Annotated in this window: 29 protein-coding genes; 21 read left to right on the plus strand and 8 right to left on the minus strand. The window is 60.8% G+C overall.

Annotation, left to right across the window (positions count from 1 at the left end):
• Window positions 1-27: 27 nt before the first annotated feature.
• The 8 genes from HDC30_RS07225 to HDC30_RS07260 all read left to right on the plus strand — a co-directional run bounded on the left by HDC30_RS07225 (window position 28) and on the right by HDC30_RS07260 (window position 8,355).
• Window positions 28-1,164 carry a chemotaxis response regulator protein-glutamate methylesterase gene (locus HDC30_RS07225; RefSeq protein WP_095139385.1) on the plus strand — a complete coding sequence of 379 codons (1,137 nt, stop codon included), beginning with the start codon at window positions 28-30 and terminating at the stop codon, window positions 1,162-1,164.
• Window positions 1,164-1,904: a flagellar motor protein gene (locus HDC30_RS07230; protein ID WP_007967839.1), complete on the plus strand. Its 741-nt coding sequence runs from the start codon at window positions 1,164-1,166 to the stop codon at window positions 1,902-1,904. The genes HDC30_RS07225 and HDC30_RS07230 overlap by 1 nt, the downstream gene beginning before the upstream one ends.
• A 15-nt stretch (window positions 1,905-1,919) precedes the next feature.
• A complete protein-coding gene (gene motD, locus HDC30_RS07235) occupies window positions 1,920-2,810 on the plus strand; it encodes a flagellar motor protein MotD (RefSeq protein ID WP_027613922.1) in 891 nt (296 codons plus the stop codon).
• A gap of 43 nt (window positions 2,811-2,853) precedes the next feature.
• Window positions 2,854-3,642, plus strand: coding sequence for a ParA family protein (locus HDC30_RS07240; RefSeq protein WP_003222933.1), 789 nt, complete (start codon window positions 2,854-2,856; stop codon window positions 3,640-3,642).
• A 105-nt stretch (window positions 3,643-3,747) separates the two neighbouring features.
• The gene (locus tag HDC30_RS07245; RefSeq protein WP_183781920.1) at window positions 3,748-4,710 is read left to right on the plus strand and encodes a CheW domain-containing protein; all 963 of its coding nucleotides are present in this window, start codon (window positions 3,748-3,750) and stop codon (window positions 4,708-4,710) included.
• A 90-nt stretch (window positions 4,711-4,800) separates the two neighbouring features.
• Window positions 4,801-5,286 (plus strand): chemotaxis protein CheW, encoded by a 486-nt coding sequence (locus tag HDC30_RS07250; protein WP_183781923.1) that lies wholly within the window; start codon window positions 4,801-4,803, stop codon window positions 5,284-5,286.
• Window positions 5,287-5,679: a DUF2802 domain-containing protein gene (locus HDC30_RS07255; RefSeq protein WP_007961680.1), complete on the plus strand. Its 393-nt coding sequence runs from the start codon at window positions 5,287-5,289 to the stop codon at window positions 5,677-5,679.
• A 234-nt stretch (window positions 5,680-5,913) separates the two neighbouring features.
• Complete coding sequence (locus HDC30_RS07260; protein ID WP_183781926.1) at window positions 5,914-8,355, plus strand: RICIN domain-containing protein; 2,442 nt, start codon at window positions 5,914-5,916, stop codon at window positions 8,353-8,355.
• Between the two features lie 45 nt (window positions 8,356-8,400).
• Here the strand turns inward: HDC30_RS07260 and HDC30_RS07265 are convergent, their stop codons facing one another.
• The gene (locus HDC30_RS07265; RefSeq protein WP_183781929.1) at window positions 8,401-8,730 is read right to left on the minus strand and encodes an EscU/YscU/HrcU family type III secretion system export apparatus switch protein; all 330 of its coding nucleotides are present in this window, start codon (window positions 8,728-8,730) and stop codon (window positions 8,401-8,403) included.
• The gene (locus HDC30_RS07270) at window positions 8,727-10,307 is read right to left on the minus strand and encodes a flagellar hook-length control protein FliK (RefSeq protein ID WP_183781932.1); all 1,581 of its coding nucleotides are present in this window, start codon (window positions 10,305-10,307) and stop codon (window positions 8,727-8,729) included. The genes HDC30_RS07265 and HDC30_RS07270 overlap by 4 nt, the downstream gene beginning before the upstream one ends.
• A 197-nt stretch (window positions 10,308-10,504) precedes the next feature.
• Between HDC30_RS07270 and ccmA the strand changes: the two genes are divergently transcribed.
• The 10 genes from ccmA (at window position 10,505) to HDC30_RS07320 (ending at window position 17,887) form a co-directional block, all read left to right on the plus strand.
• Entirely contained in the window at window positions 10,505-11,140 is a 636-nt protein-coding gene (ccmA, locus tag HDC30_RS07275) for a cytochrome c biogenesis heme-transporting ATPase CcmA (RefSeq protein ID WP_183781935.1), read from the plus strand.
• Window positions 11,137-11,805, plus strand: a complete 669-nt coding sequence (gene ccmB / locus HDC30_RS07280; protein WP_003222942.1) for a heme exporter protein CcmB — start codon at window positions 11,137-11,139, stop codon at window positions 11,803-11,805. Before ccmA ends, ccmB begins: the two co-directional genes overlap by 4 nt.
• Window positions 11,806-11,883: 78 nt before the next feature.
• On the plus strand, window positions 11,884-12,639 hold the full coding sequence (locus tag HDC30_RS07285) for a heme ABC transporter permease (protein WP_003222943.1): 756 nt from the start codon (window positions 11,884-11,886) through the stop codon (window positions 12,637-12,639).
• Entirely contained in the window at window positions 12,636-12,812 is a 177-nt protein-coding gene (ccmD, locus tag HDC30_RS07290; protein ID WP_003222944.1) for a heme exporter protein CcmD, read from the plus strand. The genes HDC30_RS07285 and ccmD overlap by 4 nt, the downstream gene beginning before the upstream one ends.
• Window positions 12,809-13,264, plus strand: coding sequence for a cytochrome c maturation protein CcmE (gene ccmE, locus HDC30_RS07295; protein ID WP_041072935.1), 456 nt, complete (start codon window positions 12,809-12,811; stop codon window positions 13,262-13,264). Before ccmD ends, ccmE begins: the two co-directional genes overlap by 4 nt.
• A 3-nt stretch (window positions 13,265-13,267) precedes the next feature.
• On the plus strand, window positions 13,268-15,256 hold the full coding sequence (locus tag HDC30_RS07300) for a heme lyase CcmF/NrfE family subunit (RefSeq protein ID WP_183781940.1): 1,989 nt from the start codon (window positions 13,268-13,270) through the stop codon (window positions 15,254-15,256).
• On the plus strand, window positions 15,253-15,789 hold the full coding sequence (locus HDC30_RS07305; RefSeq protein ID WP_115990409.1) for a DsbE family thiol:disulfide interchange protein: 537 nt from the start codon (window positions 15,253-15,255) through the stop codon (window positions 15,787-15,789). Before HDC30_RS07300 ends, HDC30_RS07305 begins: the two co-directional genes overlap by 4 nt.
• Window positions 15,786-16,256 (plus strand): cytochrome c-type biogenesis protein, encoded by a 471-nt coding sequence (locus HDC30_RS07310; protein WP_183781943.1) that lies wholly within the window; start codon window positions 15,786-15,788, stop codon window positions 16,254-16,256. Before HDC30_RS07305 ends, HDC30_RS07310 begins: the two co-directional genes overlap by 4 nt.
• Window positions 16,253-17,455: a c-type cytochrome biogenesis protein CcmI gene (gene ccmI / locus HDC30_RS07315; RefSeq protein WP_183781958.1), complete on the plus strand. Its 1,203-nt coding sequence runs from the start codon at window positions 16,253-16,255 to the stop codon at window positions 17,453-17,455. The genes HDC30_RS07310 and ccmI overlap by 4 nt, the downstream gene beginning before the upstream one ends.
• A 27-nt stretch (window positions 17,456-17,482) precedes the next feature.
• Window positions 17,483-17,887 carry a hypothetical protein gene (locus HDC30_RS07320; protein ID WP_134785764.1) on the plus strand — a complete coding sequence of 135 codons (405 nt, stop codon included), beginning with the start codon at window positions 17,483-17,485 and terminating at the stop codon, window positions 17,885-17,887.
• Between the two features lie 105 nt (window positions 17,888-17,992).
• On the opposite strand, the gene HDC30_RS07325 is transcribed toward HDC30_RS07320, so the two are convergent.
• Window positions 17,993-18,460, minus strand: a complete 468-nt coding sequence (locus HDC30_RS07325) for a helix-turn-helix domain-containing protein (RefSeq protein ID WP_183781962.1) — start codon at window positions 18,458-18,460, stop codon at window positions 17,993-17,995.
• Between the two features lie 82 nt (window positions 18,461-18,542).
• Window positions 18,543-19,430 (minus strand): LysR family transcriptional regulator, encoded by an 888-nt coding sequence (locus HDC30_RS07330; RefSeq protein ID WP_183781965.1) that lies wholly within the window; start codon window positions 19,428-19,430, stop codon window positions 18,543-18,545.
• Between the two features lie 267 nt (window positions 19,431-19,697).
• On the opposite strand from HDC30_RS07330, the gene HDC30_RS07335 reads away from it, so the two are divergent.
• Together HDC30_RS07335 and HDC30_RS07340 are read left to right on the plus strand one after the other, a co-directional pair.
• Window positions 19,698-19,910 carry a type II toxin-antitoxin system HicA family toxin gene (locus HDC30_RS07335; RefSeq protein ID WP_183781968.1) on the plus strand — a complete coding sequence of 71 codons (213 nt, stop codon included), beginning with the start codon at window positions 19,698-19,700 and terminating at the stop codon, window positions 19,908-19,910.
• Window positions 19,910-20,314 (plus strand): type II toxin-antitoxin system HicB family antitoxin, encoded by a 405-nt coding sequence (locus HDC30_RS07340; protein ID WP_115987135.1) that lies wholly within the window; start codon window positions 19,910-19,912, stop codon window positions 20,312-20,314. Before HDC30_RS07335 ends, HDC30_RS07340 begins: the two co-directional genes overlap by 1 nt.
• A gap of 58 nt (window positions 20,315-20,372) precedes the next feature.
• Here HDC30_RS07340 and HDC30_RS07345 read toward each other — a convergent pair whose 3' ends face one another.
• Window positions 20,373-21,560 carry an MFS transporter gene (locus tag HDC30_RS07345; RefSeq protein ID WP_096796242.1) on the minus strand — a complete coding sequence of 396 codons (1,188 nt, stop codon included), beginning with the start codon at window positions 21,558-21,560 and terminating at the stop codon, window positions 20,373-20,375.
• Between the two features lie 243 nt (window positions 21,561-21,803).
• On the opposite strand from HDC30_RS07345, the gene HDC30_RS07350 reads away from it, so the two are divergent.
• Window positions 21,804-22,424, plus strand: a complete 621-nt coding sequence (locus HDC30_RS07350) for a DUF5666 domain-containing protein (RefSeq protein WP_183781971.1) — start codon at window positions 21,804-21,806, stop codon at window positions 22,422-22,424.
• 161 nt (window positions 22,425-22,585) lie between these two features.
• Here HDC30_RS07350 and HDC30_RS07355 read toward each other — a convergent pair whose 3' ends face one another.
• The 3 genes from HDC30_RS07355 to HDC30_RS07365 all read right to left on the minus strand — a co-directional run bounded on the left by HDC30_RS07355 (window position 22,586) and on the right by HDC30_RS07365 (window position 25,447).
• Entirely contained in the window at window positions 22,586-23,581 is a 996-nt protein-coding gene (locus tag HDC30_RS07355) for a sulfate ABC transporter substrate-binding protein (protein ID WP_096796240.1), read from the minus strand.
• A 105-nt stretch (window positions 23,582-23,686) separates the two neighbouring features.
• Window positions 23,687-24,511: an ion transporter gene (locus HDC30_RS07360; protein ID WP_096796239.1), complete on the minus strand. Its 825-nt coding sequence runs from the start codon at window positions 24,509-24,511 to the stop codon at window positions 23,687-23,689.
• A 21-nt stretch (window positions 24,512-24,532) separates the two neighbouring features.
• Window positions 24,533-25,447, minus strand: a complete 915-nt coding sequence (locus HDC30_RS07365; RefSeq protein ID WP_183781974.1) for an urea transporter — start codon at window positions 25,445-25,447, stop codon at window positions 24,533-24,535.
• Window positions 25,448-25,575: the final 128 nt, after the last annotated feature.

Below are 25,575 nucleotides of genomic sequence, written 5' to 3' on the forward strand. Positions count from 1 at the left end.
CGTCCCGCTGCACCTAATGGAGTGTTTATGGCAGTCAAAGTCCTGGTGGTGGACGATTCGGGTTTTTTCCGCCGCCGCGTCTCGGAAATTCTTTCAGCGGATCCGAGCATCCAGGTGGTCGGTACGGCCACCAACGGTAAAGAGGCGATCGATCAGGCCCTGGCCCTCAAGCCGGACGTGATCACCATGGACTACGAGATGCCGATGATGGATGGCATCACGGCGGTGCGGCACATCATGCAGCGCTGCCCGACCCCGGTGTTGATGTTCTCCTCGCTGACGCACGAAGGCGCCCGGGTCACCCTGGATGCGCTGGACGCCGGCGCGGTGGATTTCCTGCCGAAGAATTTCGAAGACATCTCGCGCAATCCCGAGAAGGTCAAGCAACTGCTGTGCGAGAAGGTCCACAGCATCTCGCGCAGTAATCGTCGTTTCAGTGCCTACAGTGCGCCGGCTCCGGCCGCTGCACCGACGCCTGCGCCAGCCCCGGCGGCTTCGAGCTTCAGCAGCCACAGCGCTGCTGCTCCAACGCGTCCGGCGCCTGCTCCGGCACCTGCTCGTGCGCCAGCCGCCAGCGCGTCGTCGCCGGCACCAAAGCGCAAAGCCTACAAACTGGTTGCCATCGGTACCTCGACCGGCGGCCCGGTTGCCCTGCAACGGGTGCTGACTCAATTGCCGGCGAACTTCCCGGCGCCGATCGTGCTGATCCAGCACATGCCCGCGGCGTTCACCAAGGCGTTTGCCGAGCGTCTGGACAAGCTGTGCCGCATCAGCGTCAAGGAAGCCGAGGATGGCGACATCCTGCGTCCGGGCCTGGCGCTGCTGGCTCCGGGTGGCAAGCAGATGATGATCGACGGCCGTGGCGCGGTGAAAATCCTGCCGGGCGACGAGCGTCTGAACTACAAGCCGTGCGTGGACATCACCTTCGGTTCCGCAGCCAAGTCCTACGGTGACAAAGTTCTGGCGGTGGTGCTCACCGGCATGGGCGCCGACGGCCGCGAAGGCGCGCGTCTGCTCAAGCAGGGCGGCAGCTCGGTATGGGCACAAGACGAAGCAAGCTGCGTGATCTACGGCATGCCGATGGCCATCGTCAAAGCCGATCTGGCTGACGCGGTCTACGGCCTGGACGACATCGGCAAGCACATCGTCGAGGCGTGTATCTGATGGATGTTTTAAGCCTTATCGGGATTATCCTGGCGTTCGTCGCCATCATCGGCGGCAACTTCCTTGAAGGCGGTCACCTCGGCGCGCTGGCCAACGGTCCGGCGGCGCTGATCGTTCTCGGGGGCACCATCGGTGCCGCGCTGTTGCAATCGCCGATGAGCGCCTTCAAGCGCGCCATGCAGATTCTCGCCTGGATCCTGTTTCCGCCACGGGTGGATCTGGCCGGTGGCATCGACCGCGTGGTCAACTGGAGCCTCACCGCACGCAAGGAAGGCTTGCTCGGGCTGGAAGGCGTGGCCGATGCCGAACCGGACAACTACTCGCGCAAGGGCCTGCAACTGCTGGTCGATGGCGCCGAGCCGGAAGCGATCCGCAGCATCCTCGAAGTGGATTTCTACACTCAGGAAGCCCGCGACATCGAGGCTGCCAAAGTTTTCGAAAGCATGGGCGGCTATGCGCCGACCATCGGCATCATCGGTGCGGTGATGGGCCTGATTCATGTGATGGGCAACCTCGCTGATCCGACCCAATTGGGCAGCGGTATTGCCGTGGCATTCGTCGCGACCATCTACGGCGTGGCCAGTGCCAACCTGGTGTTGCTGCCGGTGGCGGCCAAGCTCAAGTCAATCGCGTTGCGGCAGTCGCGTTATCGCGAAATGTTGTTGGAAGGTATTTTGTCGATCGCCGAAGGTGAAAACCCTCGCTCTATCGAGCTGAAGCTTCAGGGCTTCATGGATTGATGGGGGTAATGGACTATGGCTCGCCGCAGGCATCAGGAAGAACACGTTAATCACGAGCGCTGGCTCGTGTCCTACGCGGATTTCATCACGCTGCTGTTCGCGTTCTTCGTGGTGATGTACTCGATTTCTTCGATCAACGAAGGCAAATACAAAGTCATTTCCGAAGCGCTGATCGGGGTTTTCACCGACTCCGATCGCTCGCTCAAGCCGATCCCGATCGGCGAGGAACGGCCGAAGACCGTGACCCCGGCCAAGCCGCTGGTCAAGGATAGCGAGCAGGTCGATGCCGGTATCGCCGGGGCCAGCGACCCGCTGAAAAGCATTGCCGATGACATCAGTGCCGCGTTCGGCGACTTGATCGCTTCCAACCAGATGACCGTGCGCGGCAACGAGTTGTGGGTCGAGATCGAACTGAATTCCAGCTTGTTGTTCGGCAGTGGCGACGCAATGCCGAGTGATATCGCGTTCAACATCATCGACAAGGTGGCGGCGATCCTCAAACCGTTCGACAACCCGATTCACGTCGAAGGCTTCACCGACGATCAGCCGATCCGCACCGCGCAGTACCCGACCAACTGGGAACTGTCCTCGGCGCGTTCGGCGAGTATCGTGCGGATGCTGGCGATGCAGGGCGTCAACCCCGGACGTCTGGCGTCGGTGGGTTACGGTGAGTTTCAGCCGGTGGCCAACAACGCCACCGCCGAAGGTCGGGCGAAAAACCGTCGTGTGGTGCTGGTGGTGTCGCGCAACCTCGATGTGCGCCGCAGTCTGACCGGTACCGGTACCGCCAATGCGCAACCGGACGCGGCATTGAAGCGCGCTGGCACACAAACTGCACCGTCCCCGGTCAAGACGCCGGGACGCGAGAGTGCCGTCAATTCTCCGTCGCCCGCATTAATACGCTGAGCTATGTCTCGGTCGAGCATCTCGACCGGGAGGAACGAACCGAATGAGAGTCTGGGCAGTCGCCAATCAAAAAGGTGGTGTCGGTAAAACCACATCTTCCATCGCTTTAGCCGGATTGCTGGCGGAGGCGGGCAAGCGCGTGGTTGTGGTCGATCTCGACCCGCACGGCTCGATGACCAGCTATTTCGGCTACGACCCCGACAGCCTGGAACACAGCAACTACGACCTGTTTCTGCACAAGGGCAGCGTGCCGCAAGGCTTGCCCGGACAGTTGCTGCTGTCGACCAGCGACGAACGCATCTCCCTGTTGCCGTCGAGTACCGCACTCGCCACCCTTGAGCGTCAGTCGCCGGGGCAGAGTGGCCTGGGCCTGGTGATCGCCAAGAGTCTGGCGCAGCTGTGGCAGGATTTCGATTACGCGATCATCGACAGCCCGCCGTTGCTCGGCGTGCTGATGGTCAACGCTCTGGCCGCGAGCCAGCAACTGGTGATCCCGGTGCAGACCGAGCACCTGGCCGTCAAAGGTCTGGAGCGCATGGTCAACACCTTGGCGATGATCAACCGCTCGCGCAAACAGGCGCTGCCGTTCAGCATCGTGCCGACCCTGTTTGACCGCCGCACCCAGGCGTCGCTGGGCACCTTGCGCGTGCTGCGTGACAAATTCCCCGAAGAGATCTGGCAGGGTTACATCCCGGTCGATACCCGTCTGCGCGACGCCAGCCGGGCCGGGGTCACGCCTTCGCAGTTCGATGGCAAGAGTCGTGGCGTGCTGGCTTACCGCGCGCTGCTCAAGCATCTGCTGGCGCAACAACTTGTTCCGCAGGTGGCCTGAGATGACCGTGTTCCGATCACGCATGCCTGAATTGCACAAATCCTGTGGGAGCGAGCCTGCTCGCGAAGCTGGCGACGCGGTTTCCCTGTCAGGCGCTGTTGACCGATGAACCGCCCAATCAAGCTGACATCGCGTCCGCAACTGGCGTTGCAGTCCTATCTGGACAGCCTGCTGCAGGAAATCCCTGACGAGTTGCCGCCAGTGGAAGTGCCGGTCGAGGCGCCAGTCGAGGTGGTCGAAAGCGCTGCGGCGCTGGATGAATTCCAGGCGGCGGTGCTTGAAGAGCAGGCGCGTGATGCGCAGAAAACCACCAAACCTGCCGCCCCGGTTGCCGCGCCTGCCGCCGCACCGATCGCCAAGGCGCCAGTGGCGTTGATCGAAGAAGCCCAGCCGCCACGCGCGCCGGTATCGACACTCGCACCGCTGCTGCAAACCCAATTGCTGAAAACCGCGCCGGAACCGGTTGTGGCCGAACCGGCGTCGGTGGCGCCGGCACCCGTCGAACAGACGCTGGTGCCGCCAGTGGTGGAAGTGCACCTGCCACCGAGCAACACGCCGCCACCGGTGGAAACCGATGGCCGTCCGGCCTGGGCTTCGGAAGCCTTCGAATGCCTGTTGTTCGATGTTGCCGGGCTGACGCTGGCGGTGCCGCTGGTGTGCCTCGGTTCGATCTATTCGCTGGCTGGCCACGAATTGACGCCGCTGTTCGGGCAGCCGGAATGGTTCCTCGGGATTCTGCCGAGCCAGGCCGGCAATCTGAAAGTGTTGGACACGGCGCGTTGGGTCATGCCGGATCGCTATCGCGATGACTTCCGTCAGGGCCTGCAGTACGTGATTTCGGTACAAGGTTACGAATGGGGCCTGGCGGTGCATCAGGTCAGCCGTTCGTTGCGTCTGGATCCGAATGAAATCAAATGGAGAAGTCACCGGGGTCAGCGGCCATGGCTTGCCGGCACGGTGATCGAGCACATGTGTGCATTACTTGATGTAGCCGCGCTGGCCGAGTTGATCGCTAGCGGCGGGGCAAAGCACTTGGGCGGCCACAAGCCGCTACATAAATCGACATAGCAGCCGACATAACAGTCAGGCGAAGGCATTTTTCAATGCCTCCACACAGAACACACACCGCCCAGTGCGGTTTTTTCGAGGGGTCAGGGTATGAGTAGTCAGGCGACGAATGCAAAAGGTTCTGAAGATCCGATCCTGCAATGGGTGACCTTCAAGCTGGACAACGAAACCTACGGCATCAACGTGATGCGCGTTCAGGAAGTCCTGCGTTACACCGAAATCGCTCCGGTACCGGGTGCGCCAAGCTACGTGCTGGGCATCATCAACCTGCGCGGTAACGTGGTCACCGTGATCGACACCCGTCAGCGCTTCGGCCTGGACAGCGGCGAGATCAGCGACAACACCCGTATCGTCATCATCGAAGCCGACAAGCAAGTGGTCGGGATCATGGTCGACAGCGTGGCTGAAGTGGTTTACCTGCGTCAGTCGGAAATCGAGACCGCGCCAAACGTCGGCAACGAAGAGTCGGCCAAGTTCATCCAGGGCGTGTGCAACAAGAACAACGAGTTGCTGATCCTGGTCGAGCTGGACAAGATGATGAGCGAAGAAGAATGGTCGGAACTGGAGAGCATCTGATTGATTCTCGAGGTTGCGGTCATTGTCCTGTTCCTCTTCTGGGCAGGCACGCTGGCAATGTTTCTGGCGTACATCAAGGCGCAGCGGGTAATCGCTGCGCAACAGGCTCAGGGCGACGCGCTGCGTGATCAGCGCATCAAGGACCTGGCCAAGCGTGTCGACGACTATCAGAACGGCAACGTGCGCATGGGCGAAGCCCTGCACGAGCTGCGCTCGGTAGTCGGTCCGTTGCCGGACAAGATTGTCGCGCTGGAGCAACGCGATCCGTCGAGCCTGTCGTTCGCCCAGGCGGCGAAACTGGTGGGCATGGGCGCGAGCGTCGATGAGCTGACCCAGTCCTGCGGCTTGACCCAGGCTGAGGCGGAGTTGATGCGCAAGCTGCACAGAAGTTGATATGCGTTGAGGCATGTCATTTGAATAAGAATCGCCGGTCATGCCGGCGATTTTTTTTGCGCTCGATTTGTTGCCTGATTCGCCCATGGCCGTCTGTCTGAACTGTTATTTCTGACAGTAGAGAATTTCGCTCATCGCTCCTCACACTGCTCGTGACTCGCGATAGTCCCGTCGGCTTTTCAGGCAGACGCGTCTGATCGCCAATTCACCGATCCAGCCAATCGTGGAGTGGGTATGCATTTGCCAGCCAGAATCGAGCGCGCAAGAAAAGTGCAGTCTCTCGGTGTTGCCGCCCTGTGGCTGGCAGTCGTGCTGCTCCTGACGGCTTGTCAGGCTCAGGTCAGCAGGCTTGCTCCAGAAGCCGATATTGCCGACCGGCAAAATTGTCACGGTGTCCACCTGGTCAATGTCGTTGCGCATATGGACGACGATCTGCTGTTTATTGATCCGCGGATTTCGCAAGTTCTGGCTGCCGGCGGCTGTGTGACCAGTATCTTCATGAACGGTGGCAGTTCTGGCGCCGGCTTCGACTATGTGTTGAAGCGCGAAAGCGCGTCGACAAAAGCCTATGAAAAAATGCTGGGTTTTGCGATCGGGTGGACGCCTTATCTGATATTCACTGATTCAGCCATTGTGATGAGCGTCAAGGCCAATGAGCGACCTGGATTGAAGCTCATATTTTTGCGTGTGCCGGGAGGGGACGTTCGTGGTGGAGATGTGCCGCTGGCCGATTTGCTCGACCTCGATAAAACTGTTCGGAGTTGGCCCTATCTGGACTCGGCTTCAGGTCCGGTAAACCTCTACAGTCGAACATCTTTTGTGCAGCTCTTGACTGAGCTGATCGTCAATGAAGGAGCCACCCGGGTGTATGCACTCAATCCGGACACCGTCCCGTACACGGAGCATCCTGACCATATTTATTCGGCACGTTTGACGCGCCTGGCCTTGCGCGGGATCAGTGCAGATATCCCGGTGGTTTATCACGAGACCTATCCCTCGGCGGCCGTCGCTCCTAACGTGGACCCGGCAGCGGTGCAGGCGAAACGGCATGTTGTCGCCAGTTACTTTCATTTTGAAGGGGCTGAGCCAGTCAGCAGTGCGTACAGTGAAGCCACCTGGAATGGCAATTGGGTGGCGCGACTCAATTTCACGCTCAGCCATGCTCACGCTGCCGGGCCACTGGTCAATATCCCTTTCAGACCGCTAGTCAATTTCCAGACGCAACAGTGCCTGGTTGCCAATGGATTGGGGCAGCAGGTGACACTGGATGGATGTGAGCCAGACGCTGACCAGCGCTGGGCGTTTGTGCCCTCCGACATTGCAGTCGGCGCGAGCAGGGGAGTTGCACTGCTGAAAACAGCCTCTGGCCATTGCATAGCGCGTCAGAATGGCCAATTGGTCGAACGCGCATGTGAAAGCAATGAGCCCTCTCAACACTGGACTCCGTGGGATTTCGGGAAAATCTATGTTCCCGGAGCGCAGGGGCAATGCCTGGACGGAGTACAGCCGAGCTTGATAGCGGATTGCAGGGAGTTTGCGGGTTCTACGTTGTGGGTGCGCAGCATCGATAACATCGACAGCAATGATTCGATGGAAGTGGCGCTGACGGGGGATGTCATCGGTGACGGGACGAACCGGACGGTACAAGTGCAGCGCCGGCAGGATGGTCCAGGTGTCGATATTTGGGTCACGTCGCTGGACGCAGACGCGATTGCATCCGAGAAATGGTATGAGGACAGACTTCTATTTGATCCAGACTCTTTTGATTCCGGGTGTGCTACAGCCCTTTGCTACGACACTACGCGCTATCTGCTGGCGGATTTCACAGGTGACGGCAAGGCTGATCTGATGGCGATATCGCCCGGAAACGCTGACGAAACCATTTTCAGGCTATTGAAGAATGAAGGCGGGCATTTTGCTGATCCGGTTATCTGGCGTTCGGTTCCGCAAGGGCATGCCTACCGGCAAGCTCAGCAATATCTGGCTGGCGACTTCAGAGGCGTCGGCAAGCAAGATGTGTTGATTGTGCAAACCCTGAATAACACAGTGTCCGATTTTTGGCTGATGGAGAATAAAGGGGCGAGTCTGGGCGTTCCTGCTCACTGGGGAGATGCTCGAAAAAACCCATTGCCGGTCCATTTCTACAGCGCCAGACTGGACAACGATGGCAAGGATGATGTGCTCGCTGTTGATTCAAGTGAGCAGTTCTTGAAGCTGCTCACCTACAGGAGCAGTGGCCGTTCTCTGGATTTTGAAAAAGTCTTGGAATTGCCGGGCTTCTATTCTGCGCGTTCAAAGACCGCAGTGCTGGATTCGCCGATTACCAAACTGACCGATGTATGGGTGCTGCACGCTCGATCAGACGGTAGTGATATCAATTTCTGGAAAGTCGCAAATCCTGGCGGCGGAGAGTTCGAAGAGCCTTCGTCTCCGGCTTTCGAGACGAGCGTGCTTAATTGGGCCGACGTGCGGCCTTACGGGCTGGGGACGGGCAGGCAGATCCTGCTTCCCTATCGCGTCAACGATCCTGTGCATGAGTATTACTGGCGAATCGGGAAAGTCGGCTTCAAGGCACTGAATCTGTCCGAGCAAGGTAGGCCCCTCGAGATCAAGGATTATGGACGTTCACCACGGTTTGAATGGGCGAACCTGCATTGGCGAGCGCGCTTGAACTGAATGTCGAGCGGGGACGCGTGCACTTGAGCTTGTATCCGGCGCGGCCTAGTAATCAGCCCCGCGTTCGGTAACGTCCTTCTCGACCATCGGCGCATCCGGATCCTGCCCCTCGGGGAATTTCCCCTTCAGATTCCACGCGAACGCGATGATCTCGGCGATCGTGCGGTACAGCTCCTCGGGAATGCTGTCGCCCAGTTCCATCCGCGCCAACAGCCGCACCAGCTCGGCGTTTTCATAGATCGGCACTTCGCAGTCGCGGGCGATGCGCAGGATTTCTTCGGCCAGTTCCTCGTCGCCCTTGGCGGTGAGGGTCGGGGCGTTGTTGCCGTCGTATTTGAGGGCGATGGCCTGGCGTGGAGCAGTGGAATCGTTCATGCGGTTTCGTCGACCCAGCGATGTTCGAGGCGGGTTTGGTTGCCTTGCGGCGGGGTGCCGAGGTGGCAGTCGAGATCGCCGACATTCAGGCCGCGATCGAGCAGGCGCTGGCGCAGGGCGAACAGATTGTTGCCGATCAGGTCGGCGGTGTATGGGCGCTCGGCCCAGAGCTGGCTCGACAGGCTGCCGGCAATCAACTGCGCCTGAATCTGCATCGGCCCCAACGGCTCCATGTCGAACGCCAGATCGACGCGCCACAGCTGTTGTCTGGGTTCGCGTTCGTCACGGCGTTCGTTGGGTTGCGGTTCTCTTTCCGGCGCTTCTTCGCGCTGAAACTTGACCTGCAACGGCACGATGTCCTGCAGGTTGCGCATGGGGATTTCCAGCTGCCAGGTGCTGAGCAGACGGCCGTCATCGGTGACACCGGTCTGTTCCAGGCTCGACAGCTGATGGCTTTGCAGGCGCGACACGGCGGCTGCAGCGAGGCGTAGCAGATGTTCCAGATCGCCTTCACCTTCGAGGCTTTGCAGCAGGCGGTCGGGCAGCGGGAAACTGCTGGGCAGCGGTTTGGCGCTGACCTGACCGAGGGTGCCGAGGGCGTTGCGCACGAAGCTCGGCAGTGCTTGCGCCAGCGTGTTGGCAGCGATGATCGCGTTGAAACTGGCATTGCCCGGCGCACCCGGCGACAGCTGCGCGATCAGTTTGAGCAGATCGGCTTTCATGTCCGGGGCCAGCGCCGGATTCTGTCCGGTCAGCAATTTGGCTTCGAGGAAGGCGCCGCTGTTGGCCAGGGCCAGCGCCACGCCTTTGGCGGTGCTCATTTGCTGCACATCGGGCAGGTTGGCGAGCAGGCGCGTGACGGCAGCGCGCAGATCCTGCGAGGTCTGATCGTCGTCGCTCGACAGGTTTTGCAGAGCATTGAGCAAACCGTCCAGCGAACCTTGGCGAGTCTGCTGGCCGAGCAGTTGCTGGCTCACCGCCAATTGCTCCTGACGGCTGCTCAGCGGCACGAACTTGAGGGTTTGCGAGTCTTCGACCAGTGCCGAGAGCAGGGTGCCGATGCGCAGTGGCGTCGGGCTGTCGATGTTCAGTGTGGCGCCACTTTGCGCGGTGTTGAGCAGGCTCACCAGCGAGCGGTACACCGTCGGCTGTCCCGGCACTTGCGGCAGTGTCTGCGAGGTCAGCACCTTGCCTTGCAGCAGCGTGCCGACCGGCAACTGCGCGGTATCGATGCGGGTGAGGGCGGCGACGCTGCTGGCAATCGCCTGTTGCACGGTGATCGCCAGATTGCCCGCCGACGGCTGAGTGACGGCCAGGTTGGTGCCGGTCGGCAACGGCAGGTTGCTGCTGGCTTGCACGGTGGTCTGCCGACCGCCGTCGACGGTCACCTTGAGCAGCAGTTGAAAGGTCTGATCCGCCTGCTTGAGTGACAACACCTCGGCCTGGGCGCTTTGCCCGGCGCCGATCAAGCCTTCGACCGGGGTCAGCAGCTTGAGCAACTCACCGCTCATCACCAGCGGACGCGCGTTCGCCGGGGTGGTGGGCGGGAGCGGGAGGATGTTCATTTCGCCTGTCATACGCGGACACAACCTGAGGAAATTGCGCTCTTGGGAGTAAGGCACGGCATGTATAATGCCGCGCGTCTTGCGCTTCGTTCAGAAAACATAGCAATTGTTTGATCCAGCTCTCTGGTTCGCACCGTCATTGCATTTATCCTGCATCTCTTTAACGGCCGCGCCAGAGCCGACTTGAACCGTATAAGGCCCGTGATCCCTTGACCAGTCCTGTCCTGCAAACCGTTGCCCTTGCCTGTGAGCGAGACCTGCGGCTGCTCTTCGAAAATCTCGAATTAAGACTGGCCAGTGGCGATATGGTGCAGATCAGCGGCCCCAACGGCAGCGGCAAGACCAGTCTGCTGCGTCTGTTGTCCGGGTTGATGCAGCCGACCAGCGGTCAGGTGCTGCTCAACGGCCAGCCCTTGGCCGCCCAGCCGAGCGAGCTGGCGCGCAACCTGCTGTGGATCGGCCACGCTGCCGGGATCAAGGACCTGCTGACCCCGAAAGAGAACCTGTCCTGGCTCTGCGCCCTGCATCGGCCGGCCGAGCGCGAGGCGATCTGGCAGGCACTGGCAGCCGTAGGATTGCGCGGATTCGAAGACGTTCCCTGCCACACCCTGTCCGCCGGTCAGCAACGCCGCGTGGCGCTGGCGCGGCTGTATCTGGATAGCCCGCCGCTGTGGATTCTCGACGAGCCGTTCACCGCGCTCGACAAACAGGGCGTGGCGCAGCTTGAAGAACATTTGGCCGGGCACTGCGAGCGCGGCGGTCTGGTGGTGCTGACCACGCACCACACGCTGAGCCGGATGCCGGCCGGTTATCGCGATATCGATCTGGGGAACTGGGCAGTATGAGTGTGTTCGGCCTGCTGGTTGCCCGTGAGTCCCGTTTGCTGTTTCGTCGCCCGGCGGAACTGGCCAATCCGCTGATTTTCTTCGCCATCGTCATCGCCTTGTTCCCGCTGGCCGTCGGCCCGGAAACTCAAGTCTTGCAAAACCTGTCCCCGGGGTTAGTCTGGGTGGCCGCGTTGTTGTCGGTCCTGCTTTCGCTGGACGGACTGTTTCGCAGTGATTTCGAAGATGGCTCCCTGGAACAGTGGGTCCTTTCGCCGCACCCGCTGCCCCTACTGGTGCTGGCCAAGGTGCTGGCACACTGGCTGTTCTCGGGACTGGCACTGGTTCTGCTCTCGCCGTTGCTGGCGTTGATGCTCGGTTTGCCGGTCGCCTGCCTGCCGGTGTTGCTGTTGTCGTTGCTGCTGGGTACACCGGTGCTGAGCCTGCTCGGTGCGGTAGGCGCGGCGCTGACGGTTGGTTTGAAACGCGGCGGCCTGTTGCTGGCGTTGCTGATTCTGCCGTTGTACATCCCGGTGTTGATCCTGGGCAGTGGCGCCTTGCAGGCCGCCTTGCAAGGCATGCCGGCGACCGGGTATCTGCTGTGGCTGGGTAGCCTGACCGCCCTGGCGATCACCCTGACACCTTTTGCAATAGCTGCTGGCCTGAAGATCAGCGTCGGCGAATAATGAGGTCTGGTTAAAATTTAACCAGCAAAGACCCTGAGACTGCTCACACCGATGAGCGGCACCCGTGATGGAAACAGTATGAACTGGACCTGGTTTCACAAGCTCGGCTCGCCCAAGTGGTTCTACGGCATCAGCAGCAGGTTTCTGCCGTGGCTGAGCATTGCCGCGTTGCTGCTGATCAGCGTTGGCGTCGTCTGGGGCCTGGCCTTCGCGCCGCCGGATTATCAGCAGGGCAACAGCTTCCGCATCATCTACATCCACGTGCCGGCGGCGATGCTGGCGCAGTCGATCTACGTGATGCTGGCGGTGTGCGGCGTGGTCGGGCTGGTGTGGAAAATGAAACTGGCCGACGTCGCTCTGCAATGCGCGGCACCGATCGGTGCGTGGATGACCGCCGTGGCGCTGGTCACCGGGGCGATCTGGGGCAAGCCGACCTGGGGCTCGTGGTGGGTCTGGGATGCGCGGCTGACGTCGATGCTGATTCTGCTGTTTCTGTACTTCGGGGTGATTGCGCTGGGCAACGCCATCAGCAATCGCGACAGCGCGGCCAAGGCCTGCGCCGTGCTGGCGATCGTCGGGGTGATCAACATCCCGATCATCAAATACTCGGTGGAGTGGTGGAACACCCTGCATCAGGGCGCGACTTTCACCCTCACGGAAAAACCGGCGATGCCGGCCGAAATGTGGCTGCCGCTGCTGCTGACGGTGCTGGGTTTCTACTGTTTCTTCGGCGCCGTGCTGTTGTTGCGCATGCGCCTTGAAGTGCTCAAGCGCGAAGCCCGCGCCAGTTGGGTCAAGGAAGAAGTGCAGAACAGTCTGGAGGCCGCGCGATGAGTTTCGCTTCATTTGGCGACTTTCTCGCCATGGGCCATCACGGCCTGTATGTGTGGTCGGCCTACGGCATCTGTCTGGCGGTGCTGATCCTCAACGTGGTCGCACCGATCGCGGCCCGCAAGCGCTATCTGCAACAAGAGGCGCGTCGTCTGCGCCGGGAGAACGGCAAGTGAATCCGCTGCGCAAAAAACGTCTGACCCTCATTCTGGCGATCCTGGTCGGGGTCGGCGCCGCCGTCGGCCTGGCCCTCAGTGCCCTGCAGGAAAACATCAACCTGTTTTACACGCCGACCCAGATCGCCAACGGCGAAGCGCCGCACGACACGCGGATCCGCGCCGGCGGCATGGTCGAGAAGGGCTCGCTGCAGCGCTCGCCGGACTCACTGGACGTCAAATTCGTCGTCACCGATTTCAACAAAGCCGTGACCATCACCTACCGCGGGATCCTCCCGGATCTGTTCCGCGAAGGGCAGGGCATCGTCGCCCTGGGCAAACTCAACGCTGACGGCGTAGTGGTGGCCGACGAAGTGCTGGCCAAGCACGACGAGAAGTACATGCCGCCGGAAGTGACCAAAGCGCTGAAAGACAGTGGTCAATCGGCACCGACCCCAGCGAAGGAGGGTTGATCAATGACTTCTGCACTGTTTATTCCCGAGCTCGGCCATCTGGCGATGATTCTGGCGCTGTGTTTTGCGCTGGTGCAGGCCGTGGTGCCGTTGCTCGGCGCCTGGCGCGGCGACCGTCTGTGGATGGGGCTGGCCCAGCCGGCAGCGTGGGGTCAGTTTGCGTTCCTGCTGTTTGCCTTCGGTTGCCTGACCTACGCGTTCATGACCGACGATTTCTCGGTCGGTTATGTGGCGATGAACTCCAACAGCGCCTTGCCGTGGTACTACAAGTTCAGCGCGGTGTGGGGCGCCCACGAAGGTTCGCTGCTGCTGTGGGCGTTGATCCTCGGTGGCTGGACCTTCGCCGTGTCGGTGTTCTCCCGGCAGTTGCCGCAAGTCATGCTCGCTCGCGTACTGGCGGTGATGGGCATGATCAGCACCGGTTTCCTGTTGTTTCTGATCCTTACCTCCAACCCGTTCTCGCGGATCCTGCCGCAGATTCCGGCCGACGGGCGTGACCTCAATCCGCTGCTGCAAGACATCGGCCTGATCGTCCATCCGCCGATGCTCTATATGGGTTATGTCGGCTTCTCGGTGGCCTTCGCCTTCGCCATCGCCGCTTTGCTGGGTGGTCGTCTCGACGCCGCGTGGGCACGCTGGTCGCGGCCGTGGACGATTGTCGCCTGGGCCTTCCTCGGTATCGGCATCACCCTCGGTTCGTGGTGGGCCTACTACGAACTTGGCTGGGGCGGCTGGTGGTTCTGGGACCCGGTGGAAAACGCCTCGTTCATGCCATGGCTGGTCGGCACCGCGCTGATCCACTCGCTGGCCGTCACGGAAAAGCGTGGCGTGTTCAAGAGCTGGACGGTGTTGCTGGCGATTGCCGCATTTTCGTTGAGCCTGCTCGGTACATTCCTCGTGCGTTCCGGCGTGCTGACTTCGGTGCACGCGTTTGCCTCCGATCCTGAACGCGGTGTGTTCATCCTGATCTTCCTGCTGTTCGTAGTCGGCGGTTCGCTGACGCTGTTTGCGTTGCGCGCTCCGGTGGTCAAGAGCCAGGTCGGCTTCAATCTGTGGTCGCGGGAAACCCTGCTGCTGGGCAACAACCTGGTGCTGGTGGTGGCGGCGTCGATGATTCTGCTCGGCACCCTGTATCCGCTGATTCTGGATGCCTTGAGTGGCGCCAAGCTGTCGGTCGGCCCGCCGTACTTCAACGCGCTGTTCATCCCGCTGATGGCGTTGCTGATGCTGGTGATGGCGGTCGGCGTGATCGTCCGCTGGAAAGACACCCCGGTAAAATGGCTGGCGAACATGCTGACCCCGGTGCTGCTCGGCAGTGTCGTATTGGCGGTGGTCGCCGGTGTCGCCTACGGCGATTTCAACTGGGCGGTGATTGCGACGTTCCTGCTCGCCGCGTGGGTGTTGCTCGCCGGTGTGCGCGACATCTTCGACAAGACTCGCCACAAGGGCCTGATCAAAGGCCTGCCAACCCTGACCCGCAGCTACTGGGGTATGCAGATCGCTCACCTGGGCATCGCCGTGTGCGCCCTCGGCGTGGTGCTGTCGAGTCAGAACAGTGCCGAGCGCGACCTGCGTCTGGCGCCGGGCGAGTCGATGTCCCTGGCCGGTTATCAGTTTGTGTTCGAAGGTGCCAAGCACTTCGAAGGGCCGAACTTCACCTCCGACAAGGGCACCGTTCGGGTGATCCGCGACGGCAAGGAAGTCAGCGTGCTGCACCCGGAAAAACGCCTGTACACCGTGCAGAGTTCGATGATGACCGAGGCCGGGATCGACGCCGGTTTCACCCGCGATCTCTACGTCGCACTGGGCGAGCCGCTGGAAAACGGCGCGTGGGCGGTGCGGGTTCACGTCAAACCGTTCGTGCGCTGGATCTGGTTCGGCGGTTTGCTGACCGGTCTGGGCGGATTGCTGGCGGCGCTGGATCGGCGTTATCGAGTCAAGGTCAAAGCCCGGGTGCGTGAAGCCCTCGGCCTGCAAGGAGCGGCTGCATGAGACGTTGGTTGATGCTGGTACCCCTGGCGATTTTCCTGCTGGTGGCGGTGTTTCTGTATCGCGGTCTGTACCTCGATCCGGCGGAGCTGCCGTCGGCGATGATCAACAAGCCATTCCCGGAGTTCAGCCTGCCGAACGTGCAGGGCGACAAGAACCTGACCAAGGCTGACATTCTCGGCAAACCGGCACTGGTCAACGTCTGGGGCACCTGGTGCATTTCCTGCCGGGTCGAGCACCCGGTGCTGAACAAACTGGCCGAGCGCGGTGTGGTGATCTACGGCATCAACTACAAGGACACCAACGCCGATGCGTTGAAGTGGCTGGCCGAATTCCACAACCCGTACTCGCTGGATATCCGTGACGACGAAGGTTCGCTGGGCCTCAACCTCGGCGTGTACGGCGCACCGGAAACCTTTTTCATCGACGCCAAGGGCATCATCCGTGACAAGTACGTCGGGGTGATCGACGAGCAGGTCTGGCGCGAAAAACTCGCAGCCAAGTATCAGGCGTTGGTCGATGAGGCCAAGCCATGAAGCGTTTTCTTGCTGCCGTGGTCTTGGGCCTGAGTCTGGCCGGCGTGGCGCATGCCGCGATCGACACTTACGAGTTCGCCAAGGAAGGCGATCGCGAGCGTTTCCGCGAGTTGACCAAGGAACTGCGCTGCCCCAAGTGCCAGAACCAGGACATCGCCGACTCCAACGCACCGATCGCCGCTGACCTGCGCAAAGAGATTTTTCGCATGCTCGGCGAGGGCAAGGAAAATCAGCAGATCATCGATTTCATGGTCGATCGCTACGGTGATTTCGTCCGCTACAAACCGGCGCTCAATGCCAAGACTGCACTGCTGTGGTTCGGCCCGGCCGGCCTGTTGTTCGGCGGTCTGGTGGTGATCGCAGTGATCGTTCGCCGGCGTCGCGCACAGCGCACCGAGACCCCGCCATCGCTGTCCACCGAAGAGCGTCAGCGCCTCGACCAACTGTTGGATAAAAACCAAGAATGATTGATTTCTGGCTTGCCGCAGGGCTGTTGCTTCTGGTCGCCCTGAGTTTTCTGCTGATCCCGGTTTTGCGTGGCCGTCGCGCCCAGCGTGAAGAGGATCGAACTGCCCTGAACGTGGCGCTGTATCAGGAGCGCGTGGCCGAGCTGCAAGCGCAGCAGGCTGAAGGTGTACTCGATGTGGCGCAAATGGACAGCGGGCGCGCGGAAGCGGCGCGTGAGCTGCTCGCCGATACCGAAGGCGTTGCCGCACCGCGTGTGTCGAAACTGGGCAAGCCGTTGCCGTTGTTGGCAGCGGTGCTGGTGCCAGTGTTGGGCTTGGGTCTGTACCTGCATTTCGGTGCTGCCGATAAAGTCGAACTGACCCGCGAATTCGCCCAGGCGCCGCAGTCGATGGAAGAGATGACCCGGCGTCTGGAGCGTGCCGTCGCCGCGCAACCGGATTCGGCGGAAGGCCTGTACTTCCTCGGGCGCACCTACATGGCCCAGGATCGTCCGGCAGATGCGGCCAAGATGTTCGAACGCGCCGCCAACCTGGCCGGTCGCCAGCCGGAGCTGCTCGGCCAGTGGGCGCAGGCGCAGTATTTCGCCGACGGTAAAAAGTGGTCGGACAAGATCCAGGCCCTGACCGATGAAGCGCTGAAAGCCGATCCGAAAGAAGTCACCAGCCTCGGCCTGCTCGGCATCGCCGCGTTCGAGGGTGAGCGTTATCAGCAGGCAATCGACTATTGGAACCGGTTGCTGGCGCAGTTGCCAGAGGGCGACAACTCCCGCGCCGCCTTGCAGGGCGGGATCGAGCGAGCCACCGAGCGCCTGCAAGCCAGTGGCGGCAAGGACGCGGCCGCGCCAGCAGCCAAGGTTGCCGCTCTGCTCAAGGTGCGCGTCGATCTGGCCAGCGAACTCAAAGGCAAGGTGCAACCGGGCGACAGCGTGTTCATCTTCGCCCGCGCCGTTTCCGGCCCACCGGCACCGCTGGCGGCCAAGCGTCTGACCGTGGCCGATCTGCCGGTCACTGTCGAACTGGGCGATGCCGACGCGATGATGCCGCAGTTGAAACTGTCGAACTTTCCTGAAGTCCAACTGGTTGCACGCATCTCTCGCGCCGGTCAGCCAACCGCCGGGGAGTGGGTAGGTCGCAGCGGCCCGCTGGCCAGCAGCACCACCGCGCCGCAAACACTGACCATCGACAGCCCGGACAAATAACCCCGGAACCCACAGGAAAGCACCGCCATGCACAGCCTCGCCCGCATCTCCGTCATCACATTGGCCTTGAGCATGAGCGCATGTGCGGTGCACCGGCCGGAACCGACCACCAACCTACCGCCGATCCCGCCGTCACAACCGAGCCCGACCCCGTCGACCTCGCCGACACCGGGCAAAAGCATCCCGGCCAAACCGTCCAAGCCAGTCCCACGCACCTCAGCCAGCTTCGCCCCACCACCGGGCGGCAACAGCCACTGGGACCAGAAGCTCGGCGTCTACGTCCTCGACGACCAGCCCAACACCTTCTACCGCCAGCGCACCTACTTCCGCTGGAACAACGGCTGGACTCGCTCCGTCAGCCCCAACGGCCCTTGGGAAGACACCGATATCCACGGCGTACCGCCGGGATTGGGCAAACAGTTCGGGCAGTAATGAAAAACGGCGATCTCTGGATCGCCGTTTTTTTGTCTGGTGTTCACAAAATGATTATTCAGAGAATCGCACGATAGGCGCTTAGCGCCCGAACTGGTGAATGCCTCACTCGTATCCTGTCCTTAACGCCTGTGCCTGCTCCGCGAGAAGCGCCATTGCCTGCTCGCTGGCAGTGTCGCGCCGGGTTTTATAGTCCATCAAATCGGCGAAACGCACACGTCGGTGCTTGCCGGTTTTGTGGTAGGACAACTCGCCACTTTCCAGCAGTTTTATCAGGTGCGGGCGTGAGACGTTGAGCAGGTCGGCGGCTTCCTGAGTGGTCAGTTCGGCGTGCACCGGTACGACTTTGACCGCGTTACCCTCGGCCAGCGCCGCCAGAATATCCATCAGCAGTTGTAATGCCGAGGTCGGCAGCTCGACCTGATGCGCCTGGTTCTGTTCGTCGAAAATCTGGATGTGCTGGGTTTCGAATTGGGTCGCGAGGTAGGCGGCAAGCGCGCGTTTGCCTTCAATTGCGGCTTTGACTTCGCGCTCCACCGGGAGGTTGATAGAGGGGTGAAGGACGATCGACATAATGGATTCCAGCATTCTGAATAGAGGATGCTGAAACGTTATTCGAATTAAACGAAAATCGCAATAAACGAAACGCGGCCTGTCAGGTCAGGTGTTTCAGCAAATTTTCCATGTACTCCACAAACGCCCGCGCCTTCGTACTGACCATCCGCCCCGTGGGAAACACCGCCCACAAGTCCTGATCCGGCAAACGCCAGTCACTCATCACCGCCCTGACCGCGCCGCTTGCCAGCTCCGGGGCGAACATCCATTGCGAGGCGATGGTCAGGCCCTGATCGGCCAGCACGGCTGCACGCAAACCCTCGGCGGCGCTGACCCGCAGGCGGCCGGTGAGGGTTTGCGTCTGTTGTTCGCTGCCCTGAGTGAAGGTCCAGGTGGCGCCGCCGCTGAGGTTGTAGACGATGCCTTGGTGCTTATCCAAATCGGCAGGGCAGCTCGGCTCGCCGTGGCGGGCGAAGTAGGCCGGGGTGCCGAGCACTACGCGGCGACAGTCGGCGATTTTACGCACGGTGAGGCTGGAGTCGCTGAGCGGGCCCATGCGCAGGGCGACGTCGATACCTTCTTCGACCAGATTGATATTGCGGTCATCGAGCATCAGGTCGATGTTCAATTGCGGGTGCTGCTCGAGAAACGGCCCCAGCTGCGGCACGACGTGCAGGCGACCGAAAGTCACCGCAGCGCTGATGCGCAGGTTGCCGCTTAAACCGCTGGCGCTGCCACGGGCGGCGTTATCGGCTTCGTTGGCTTCGTCGATGGCGCGTCTGGCCCGTTCGAAAAACGCGAGTCCGGCTTCGGTCGGGGTCAGGCCGCGAGTCGAGCGCAGCAACAGGCTTACCGCCAGGCGTTTTTCCAGCTGAGCGATGGTTTTCGACACGGCGGGCTGGCCAATATTCAAGCGTCGGGCGGCGGCGGAAAAGGAGCCGGTTTCGACCACGTATTCGAAGGTTTCCATGGCGGCGAGGCGGTCCATCAGTCTTCCTGCAAATCTGAAAGTTGTCGTAGTCCCCTTGTGGGAGCGGGCTTGCTCGCGAAAGCGGTCTGACATTCAGCACATGTATTGGCTGATCCGACGCCTTCGCGAGCAAGCCCGCTCCCACAGGGAATAGGGTGCTGAGTGTAATCCGCGTCCATTCAATCACATGCGGTAAAACAACCAAACGTCGTCCTGCAGATTTATGTGCTTGAGTAAAGATAACTCTAGAGTTACTTTTATTCGGCCGGAGCAAGGAGGCGCCAGGTGCAAAGCAGGCTATTGATCAAGGAGCTGGAGGAGGCAGGCTGGACGCTGGATCGAGTCACCGGCAGTCATCACATCTTCACGCATCGTTACAACCCGTACACCATTCCCGTTCCTCACCCTAAAAAGGATTTGCCGCTGGGGACGGTCAAAAGCATCAGGAGGCGTGCCGGGTTGTACCACCCGCCAGCCAGCTACAAGGGAGGTCCATAATGCAATATCCGATCTGCATCGAATGGGGTGACGACAACACCGCCATCGGTATTCAGATACCTGACATTCCCGGCGCCGTCACGGCCGGGGACACTTTCGAGGACGCCTATAACGCAGCCGTTGAAGTCGCCCATCTCATGTTGCAGGAGATAGCGGCGGACGGGGAATCGATTCCGATGCCGACGTCGGCAGCGGCGCATCGCAATAATCCGGAGTTTGCCGACATGGGCTGGGGGATGCTCGAGCTGGATATCTCGCCGTACATGGGCAAGACCGAGAAGGTCAACGTGACGTTGCCAGGCTATGTGATCCAGCGCATCGATCGCTATGTGCGTGAACACAATGTCAAAAGCCGCTCTTCGTTTCTGGCAGATGCGGCGATGGAGAAGCTGGTTCGGTATTAAGCGTCATCGCTCTCACAGGCCCAGTGAGCAACCTGTGGGAGCGAGCTTGCTCGACATCTTACGCCGTTGCCAAAGCACCACGCTGCGACGCACTCAGGAACCGCAACAACGCCAGCAGCGGGAACGCGCTACCGACAATCACGATCCACAACCAGCCGCCATGCTCATACACCGCACTGGCAACCGACGAGCCGAAGGCGCCGCCGATGAAGATGCTGGTCATGTATAGCGCATTCAGGCGACCACGGCTTTTGGCGTCCAGCGAGTAGACCGCGCGCTGGCCGAGAACCATGTTCATCTGCACGCAGAAGTCCAGTACCACGCCGGTCACCGCGAGGCCGATGACGCTGTAGGCCGGGTGAATGAAGGCCGGCAGGAAGCTCAGGCTGGCGAACAGCATGGCCAGCAGCGAAGCGATGCGGGTGTGGCCGGCGTCAGCCAGGCGTCCGCTGATCGGCGCGGCGATGGCACCGATGGCACCGACCAGCGCGAAGATCGCAATCTCGCTTTGCGACAGGCCATGGTTGCGCGCCAGTTCCAGCGGCACCGCTGTCCAGAACAGGCTGAAGGTGGCGAACATGCAGCCCTGATAAAACGCCCGCTGACGCAGCACCGGTTGCTGGCGCAGCAGCGTCCACAGCGAGCCGAGCAACTGGCCGTAGGAAGCGCTGTGATCCGGTTGACGCTTGGGCACGGTCAACGCCAGCACCACGCTGATCGCGGCCATCAACGCCGCGGCAATCATGAACATCGCGCGCCAGCCGAAATGGTCAGCCACTACGCTCGACACCGGCCGCGCCAGCAGGATGCCCAGCAGCAGGCCGCCCATGATCCCGCCGACCACCCGGCCCCGGGATTCTTCCGGCGCCAGATGCGCGGCCAGCGGAATCAGGATTTGCACCGACACCGAACTGAAGCCCACCAGCAACGAGATCAGCAAAAACACATTCGGCTGGCTGGTGAACGCTGCACCAAGCAGGCTGGCAATCGCCACTACAGTGGTGATGATCATCAGTCGGCGGTTTTCCAGCAGGTCGCCCAGCGGCACCAGGAAGAACAGGCCCAGCGCATAACCGATCTGCGTCAGCGAGACGATGAAGCTGGCCATGGTGTCGGAAAGACCAATGTCCGGCGCGATCAGCCCGATGATCGGTTGCGCGTAGTAAATGTTGGCGACGATCGCGCCGCAGCAGAAGGCGAACAGCAGCACCATGCCTCGGGTCATTGCGTGAGTTGTGGCGTTCATAAGGTTTCTCGATCCAGCGAAAGGGAATGCGGTGAGGCTAAGGGACGCACCGAAGCGGCGGTAGAAGCCTTGTATCGATAGCAGTTATTCCATTGCGGAATGATTGGCTTCAACGGCGGTGTCGTCCGTCGGCGAACCTTGCGTCCGGCCGGGGAGGGCTGATGATACATTCACTTACATCTTCTTCGATAGCGTGCTTATGTTTACCGCTGCGCTTTTACTGTTCATCACCGGAGGATTGCCATGTTGCGTCAGCTGCTGTGTCACACCACCACGATTGCCTTGATTGGTCTGCTCAGTGCCACTGCGGTGCAGGCTGCCGATGCCCCGGGCATGCGTCTCGGCGTGCGCGGCGAGATCACCGGGGTCAGCGCCGATTCGCTGAAAGTCCACGTCAACAGCGGCGAGAACGTGCTGATCCGGTTGAACCCGGACACCAAGGTCCGCGCCGTCACGCTGGCGAATATCGAAGACATCAAACCCGGCAGTTACATCGGCTCGGCTGCCATGCCACAGGAAGACGGCACGCTCAAGGCGCTGGAAGTGCACGTATTCCCGCCGGAACTGGCCGGCAGCGGTGACGGCCATCGGCCCTTTGATCTGGCCAAGGGCAGCAGCATGACCAATGGCAGCGTCGGTGATCTGGTGGTCAGCAATGGCCGGGTGCTGACCGTCAACTATAAGGGCGGGCAGCAGAAGATTCTGGTACCGGAGGACGTGCCGATCGTCAACCTGACGCCGGGGGATCGGAGTTTGCTGAAGGTGGGGGTGAAAATTGTCAGCTTCGTCACCCAGGACGCCGATGGCACATTAACGGCGCAATCGATTTCCGCCGGCAAGGATGGCGTCACTCCACCAATGTAACTGTCAGCACATGACCCCTGTAGGAGCTGCCGCAGGCTGCGATCTTTTGATCTTGGTTTTTAAAATCACAGTCAAAAGATCGCAGCCTGCGGCAGCTCCTGCAGGGGTTCGCCACAAAAAAGGCGACCTGTTGAGGTCGCCTTTTTCATGTCCGAAAAATCTTACTGGCTGTAGATCTGATCAAAAATCCCGCCATCATTGAAGTGGGTCTTCTGCACCGAACGCCAGTCACCGAAGGTCTTCTCCACCGACAGGAAGTCGACTTTCGGGAAGCGGTCGGTGTACTTCGCCAGCACCGCCGGATCCCGTGGGCGCAGGTAGTTGGCGGCGGCGATTTCCTGACCTTCCGGCGACCACAGGTATTTCAGGTATTCATCGGCGGCAGCGCGGGTGCCTTTCTTGTCGACCACTTTGTCGACCACCGACACCGGTGGTTCGGCCTCGGCGGAGACGCTTGGGTAGATCACCTCGAACTGATCGCGACCGAACTCGCGAGCGATCATCTCGGCTTCGTTCTCGAAGGTCACCAGCACGTCGCCGATCTGGTTGGTCATGAACGTGGTGGTCGCGGCGCGGCCACCGGTGTCGAGCACCGGCGCTTGCTTGAACAGTTTGCCGACGAAGTCCTTGGCCTTGTTCTCGTCACCGCCATTTTTCAGCACGTAGCCCCAGGCCGAGAGGTAGGTGTAGCGGCCGTTGCCCGAAGTTTTCGGGTTGGGCACGATCACTTGCACGCCGTCCTTGAGCAAGTCCGGCCAGTCTTTCAGGGCTTTCGGGTTGCCTTTGCGGACGATGAACACGGTGGCCGAGGTGAACGGCGCGCTGTTGTTCGGCAGGCGGCTGACCCAGTTTTCCGGCACCAGTTTGCCGTTGTCGGCGAGGGCGTTGATGTCGGTCGCCATGTTCATGGTGATGACGTCAGCCGGCAGGCCGTCGATCACTGAACGCGCCTGCTTGCTCGAACCGCCGAAGGACATTTGCACGGTGATGTTTTCGTTGTGCTCGGCCTGCCAGTGTTTCTGGAACGCAGTGTTGTAATCCTTGTAGAAATCGCGCATCACGTCATAGGAGACGTTGAGCAGGGTCGGTGCGGCTTGAGCCACGCTGCCAAAGGCAAGACCGGCGGCGAGAAGTGAGGCGCCAAAGAGTTTTTTCACTGCGCATTCCTTGTTGTGTCGGTGATAACGGTCGGGGGTGATACCGTTTTGCCAGCGACTATAGCCGGGCTGGCATAGTCGTTTAAAGATTAAAAAGCTCTGTGCTTATTCCACTTTCTTAAACAGCTGACTGCCGCACCGCGAGCAAAACGCTGCGTTCTGTTCATGGCTGTTTTTCTTGCAAATCGGGCAGTCATGTTGCAGCTGTTCGCCGCGCATGGCGTTGGCCAGTTCTGCAGTGAAAATCCCGGTGGGCACGGCGATGATCGAGTAACCGGTGATCATCACCAGCGACGAAATCACCTGGCCCAGCGGGGTCTTCGGCACGATGTCGCCGAAGCCGACGGTGGTCAACGTCACAATAGCCCAATAGATGCCTTTGGGGATGCTGGTGAAGCCATGTTCCGGGCCTTCGATCACGTACATCAGGGTGCCGAACACCGTCACCAGGGTGCAGACGCTGACCAGAAACACCACGATCTTCTGCTTGCTGCCACGCAGCGCCGACATCAGGTAGTTGGCTTGCTTGAGGTACGGGCTGAGCTTGAGCACGCGGAAAATCCGCAGCATCCGAATGATGCGGATGATCAGCAGGTACTGCGCATCGCTGTAATACAGCGCGAGGATCCCCGGCACGATCGCCAGCAGGTCCACCAGTCCGTAGAAACTGAAGGCGTAGCGCAACGGTTTCGGTGAGCAATACAGGCGCAGGATGTATTCACCGAGAAAAATGACGGTGAAGCCCCACTCGATGTAGGCCAGCACATCGGCGTAGTTCTGGTGAATGCTGTCGATGCTGTCGAGCATCACCACCACCAGGCTGGCAAGGATGATCAACAGCAAGGTGCCGTCGAAGCGCCGCCCGGCGAGGGTGTCGCTCTGGAAAATCATCACGTAAAGCCGTTCGCGCCAACTGTTGCTGCTGTCCATGGATAACGCCTGAATTGAAGATCAGCGCAGCCTAGGTTGATTGTCCCCCTGTGCGCAAGGCGTGGCGTCGACGGCCGCTTTACCGAGCATCTGGATCCCGGCGCGGATCAGCCAGCAAGCGAGGATGAACGGCGCGGTCAGCGTCGCCAGACCGAGAGCGACGAACAGCGGGGTGACCAGCAGCGCAAGGACGATGCCCAGCAGCGGCAGCCACGGTTGCTGGCGCTGCGCACTGAAGGCGAGGGCGGCGAGTACCGCGTTGTAACTGCCCAGTCCCAGCAATGCCGCGCCGGTTTCGTGGTGCAACAGACTGGACGCAAGGCCGATGGCTGACGCGAACAATGCCCAGCAAAAGGCGCGGCGATCAGCGATCAACAAGCCGATGCCGATCAATGCGCCGGCCAGTGGATGATCAAGGAACATCACCTGACCCAGTCCACGCAACTCAGCGGCGAGCAAATTCAGCGTGTTCATCTCGATGTGCGCTGTCGGCGCGGACGGCTCGGCGAACAGCAGCAGGATCCAGCCGATGGCCACGAATGGCGAGGTGTAGGCCGGTATCGATCGACTGCGGTAAACGTGTTTGAGCCATTGCTGAGTGAGCATCGCACTGACGCCGCCAGCCGCCAGAATCAGCGGCGGCAGCAGCGGTGACCAGGGGAAATACAGACTCAGCAACAAGCCGAGCAGCACGCCGTTGTAGCTGAACAAACCGGCCTGACGATCAGCCTTGGCATAGTTACGTCGCTGTGCGGTGAGCAATCCGGCGACGGCCCCGAGCAGCGCGCCGGCAAACAGCACCGGCGCAGTGAGCAGGATCGCCAGCAGGCACAACAGGCCGCATAGCGGGTGGCGCTGAAGGAATATCTGACTGAAACCGTTGAGCAAAGCCTCGGCCCAGTCGGGGCAGTGGGTGTTGAAATGATTGGCAGGCATGGGCAGTTCTGAAAGTCAGTGAAACCGAGTTGCCTTCTTCGCCAGCAGGCTGGCTCCCACATTGAATCTTTGTTCAGTCATTGAGTTTGTGATGCACACAAATCAACTGTGGGAGCGAGCCTGCTCGC

Source organism: Pseudomonas sp. JAI115 (assembly GCF_014200835.1).
Lineage (GTDB): Bacteria > Pseudomonadota > Gammaproteobacteria > Pseudomonadales > Pseudomonadaceae > Aquipseudomonas > Aquipseudomonas putida_A.

Excerpts from the sequence above, each read along its gene's own strand:
- HDC30_RS07225 (WP_095139385.1), top strand. The coding sequence starts at position 28 with ATGGCAGTCAAAGTCCTGGTGGTGGACGATTCGGGTTTTTTCCGCCGC.
- HDC30_RS07230 (WP_007967839.1), top strand. The coding sequence starts at position 1,164 with ATGGATGTTTTAAGCCTTATCGGGATTATCCTGGCGTTCGTCGCCATC.
- motD (WP_027613922.1), top strand. The coding sequence starts at position 1,920 with ATGGCTCGCCGCAGGCATCAGGAAGAACACGTTAATCACGAGCGCTGG.
- HDC30_RS07240 (WP_003222933.1), top strand. The coding sequence starts at position 2,854 with ATGAGAGTCTGGGCAGTCGCCAATCAAAAAGGTGGTGTCGGTAAAACC.
- HDC30_RS07245 (WP_183781920.1), top strand. The coding sequence starts at position 3,748 with ATGAACCGCCCAATCAAGCTGACATCGCGTCCGCAACTGGCGTTGCAG.
- HDC30_RS07250 (WP_183781923.1), top strand. The coding sequence starts at position 4,801 with ATGAGTAGTCAGGCGACGAATGCAAAAGGTTCTGAAGATCCGATCCTG.
- HDC30_RS07260 (WP_183781926.1), top strand. The coding sequence starts at position 5,914 with ATGCATTTGCCAGCCAGAATCGAGCGCGCAAGAAAAGTGCAGTCTCTC.
- HDC30_RS07265 (WP_183781929.1), bottom strand. The coding sequence starts at position 8,730 with ATGAACGATTCCACTGCTCCACGCCAGGCCATCGCCCTCAAATACGAC.
- HDC30_RS07270 (WP_183781932.1), bottom strand. The coding sequence starts at position 10,307 with ATGACAGGCGAAATGAACATCCTCCCGCTCCCGCCCACCACCCCGGCG.
- ccmB (WP_003222942.1), top strand. The coding sequence starts at position 11,137 with ATGAGTGTGTTCGGCCTGCTGGTTGCCCGTGAGTCCCGTTTGCTGTTT.
- HDC30_RS07285 (WP_003222943.1), top strand. The coding sequence starts at position 11,884 with ATGAACTGGACCTGGTTTCACAAGCTCGGCTCGCCCAAGTGGTTCTAC.
- ccmD (WP_003222944.1), top strand. The coding sequence starts at position 12,636 with ATGAGTTTCGCTTCATTTGGCGACTTTCTCGCCATGGGCCATCACGGC.
- HDC30_RS07300 (WP_183781940.1), top strand. The coding sequence starts at position 13,268 with ATGACTTCTGCACTGTTTATTCCCGAGCTCGGCCATCTGGCGATGATT.
- HDC30_RS07305 (WP_115990409.1), top strand. The coding sequence starts at position 15,253 with ATGAGACGTTGGTTGATGCTGGTACCCCTGGCGATTTTCCTGCTGGTG.
- HDC30_RS07310 (WP_183781943.1), top strand. The coding sequence starts at position 15,786 with ATGAAGCGTTTTCTTGCTGCCGTGGTCTTGGGCCTGAGTCTGGCCGGC.
- ccmI (WP_183781958.1), top strand. The coding sequence starts at position 16,253 with ATGATTGATTTCTGGCTTGCCGCAGGGCTGTTGCTTCTGGTCGCCCTG.
- HDC30_RS07320 (WP_134785764.1), top strand. The coding sequence starts at position 17,483 with ATGCACAGCCTCGCCCGCATCTCCGTCATCACATTGGCCTTGAGCATG.
- HDC30_RS07325 (WP_183781962.1), bottom strand. The coding sequence starts at position 18,460 with ATGTCGATCGTCCTTCACCCCTCTATCAACCTCCCGGTGGAGCGCGAA.
- HDC30_RS07330 (WP_183781965.1), bottom strand. The coding sequence starts at position 19,430 with ATGGACCGCCTCGCCGCCATGGAAACCTTCGAATACGTGGTCGAAACC.
- HDC30_RS07340 (WP_115987135.1), top strand. The coding sequence starts at position 19,910 with ATGCAATATCCGATCTGCATCGAATGGGGTGACGACAACACCGCCATC.
- HDC30_RS07345 (WP_096796242.1), bottom strand. The coding sequence starts at position 21,560 with ATGAACGCCACAACTCACGCAATGACCCGAGGCATGGTGCTGCTGTTC.
- HDC30_RS07350 (WP_183781971.1), top strand. The coding sequence starts at position 21,804 with ATGTTGCGTCAGCTGCTGTGTCACACCACCACGATTGCCTTGATTGGT.
- HDC30_RS07360 (WP_096796239.1), bottom strand. The coding sequence starts at position 24,511 with ATGGACAGCAGCAACAGTTGGCGCGAACGGCTTTACGTGATGATTTTC.
- HDC30_RS07365 (WP_183781974.1), bottom strand. The coding sequence starts at position 25,447 with ATGCCTGCCAATCATTTCAACACCCACTGCCCCGACTGGGCCGAGGCT.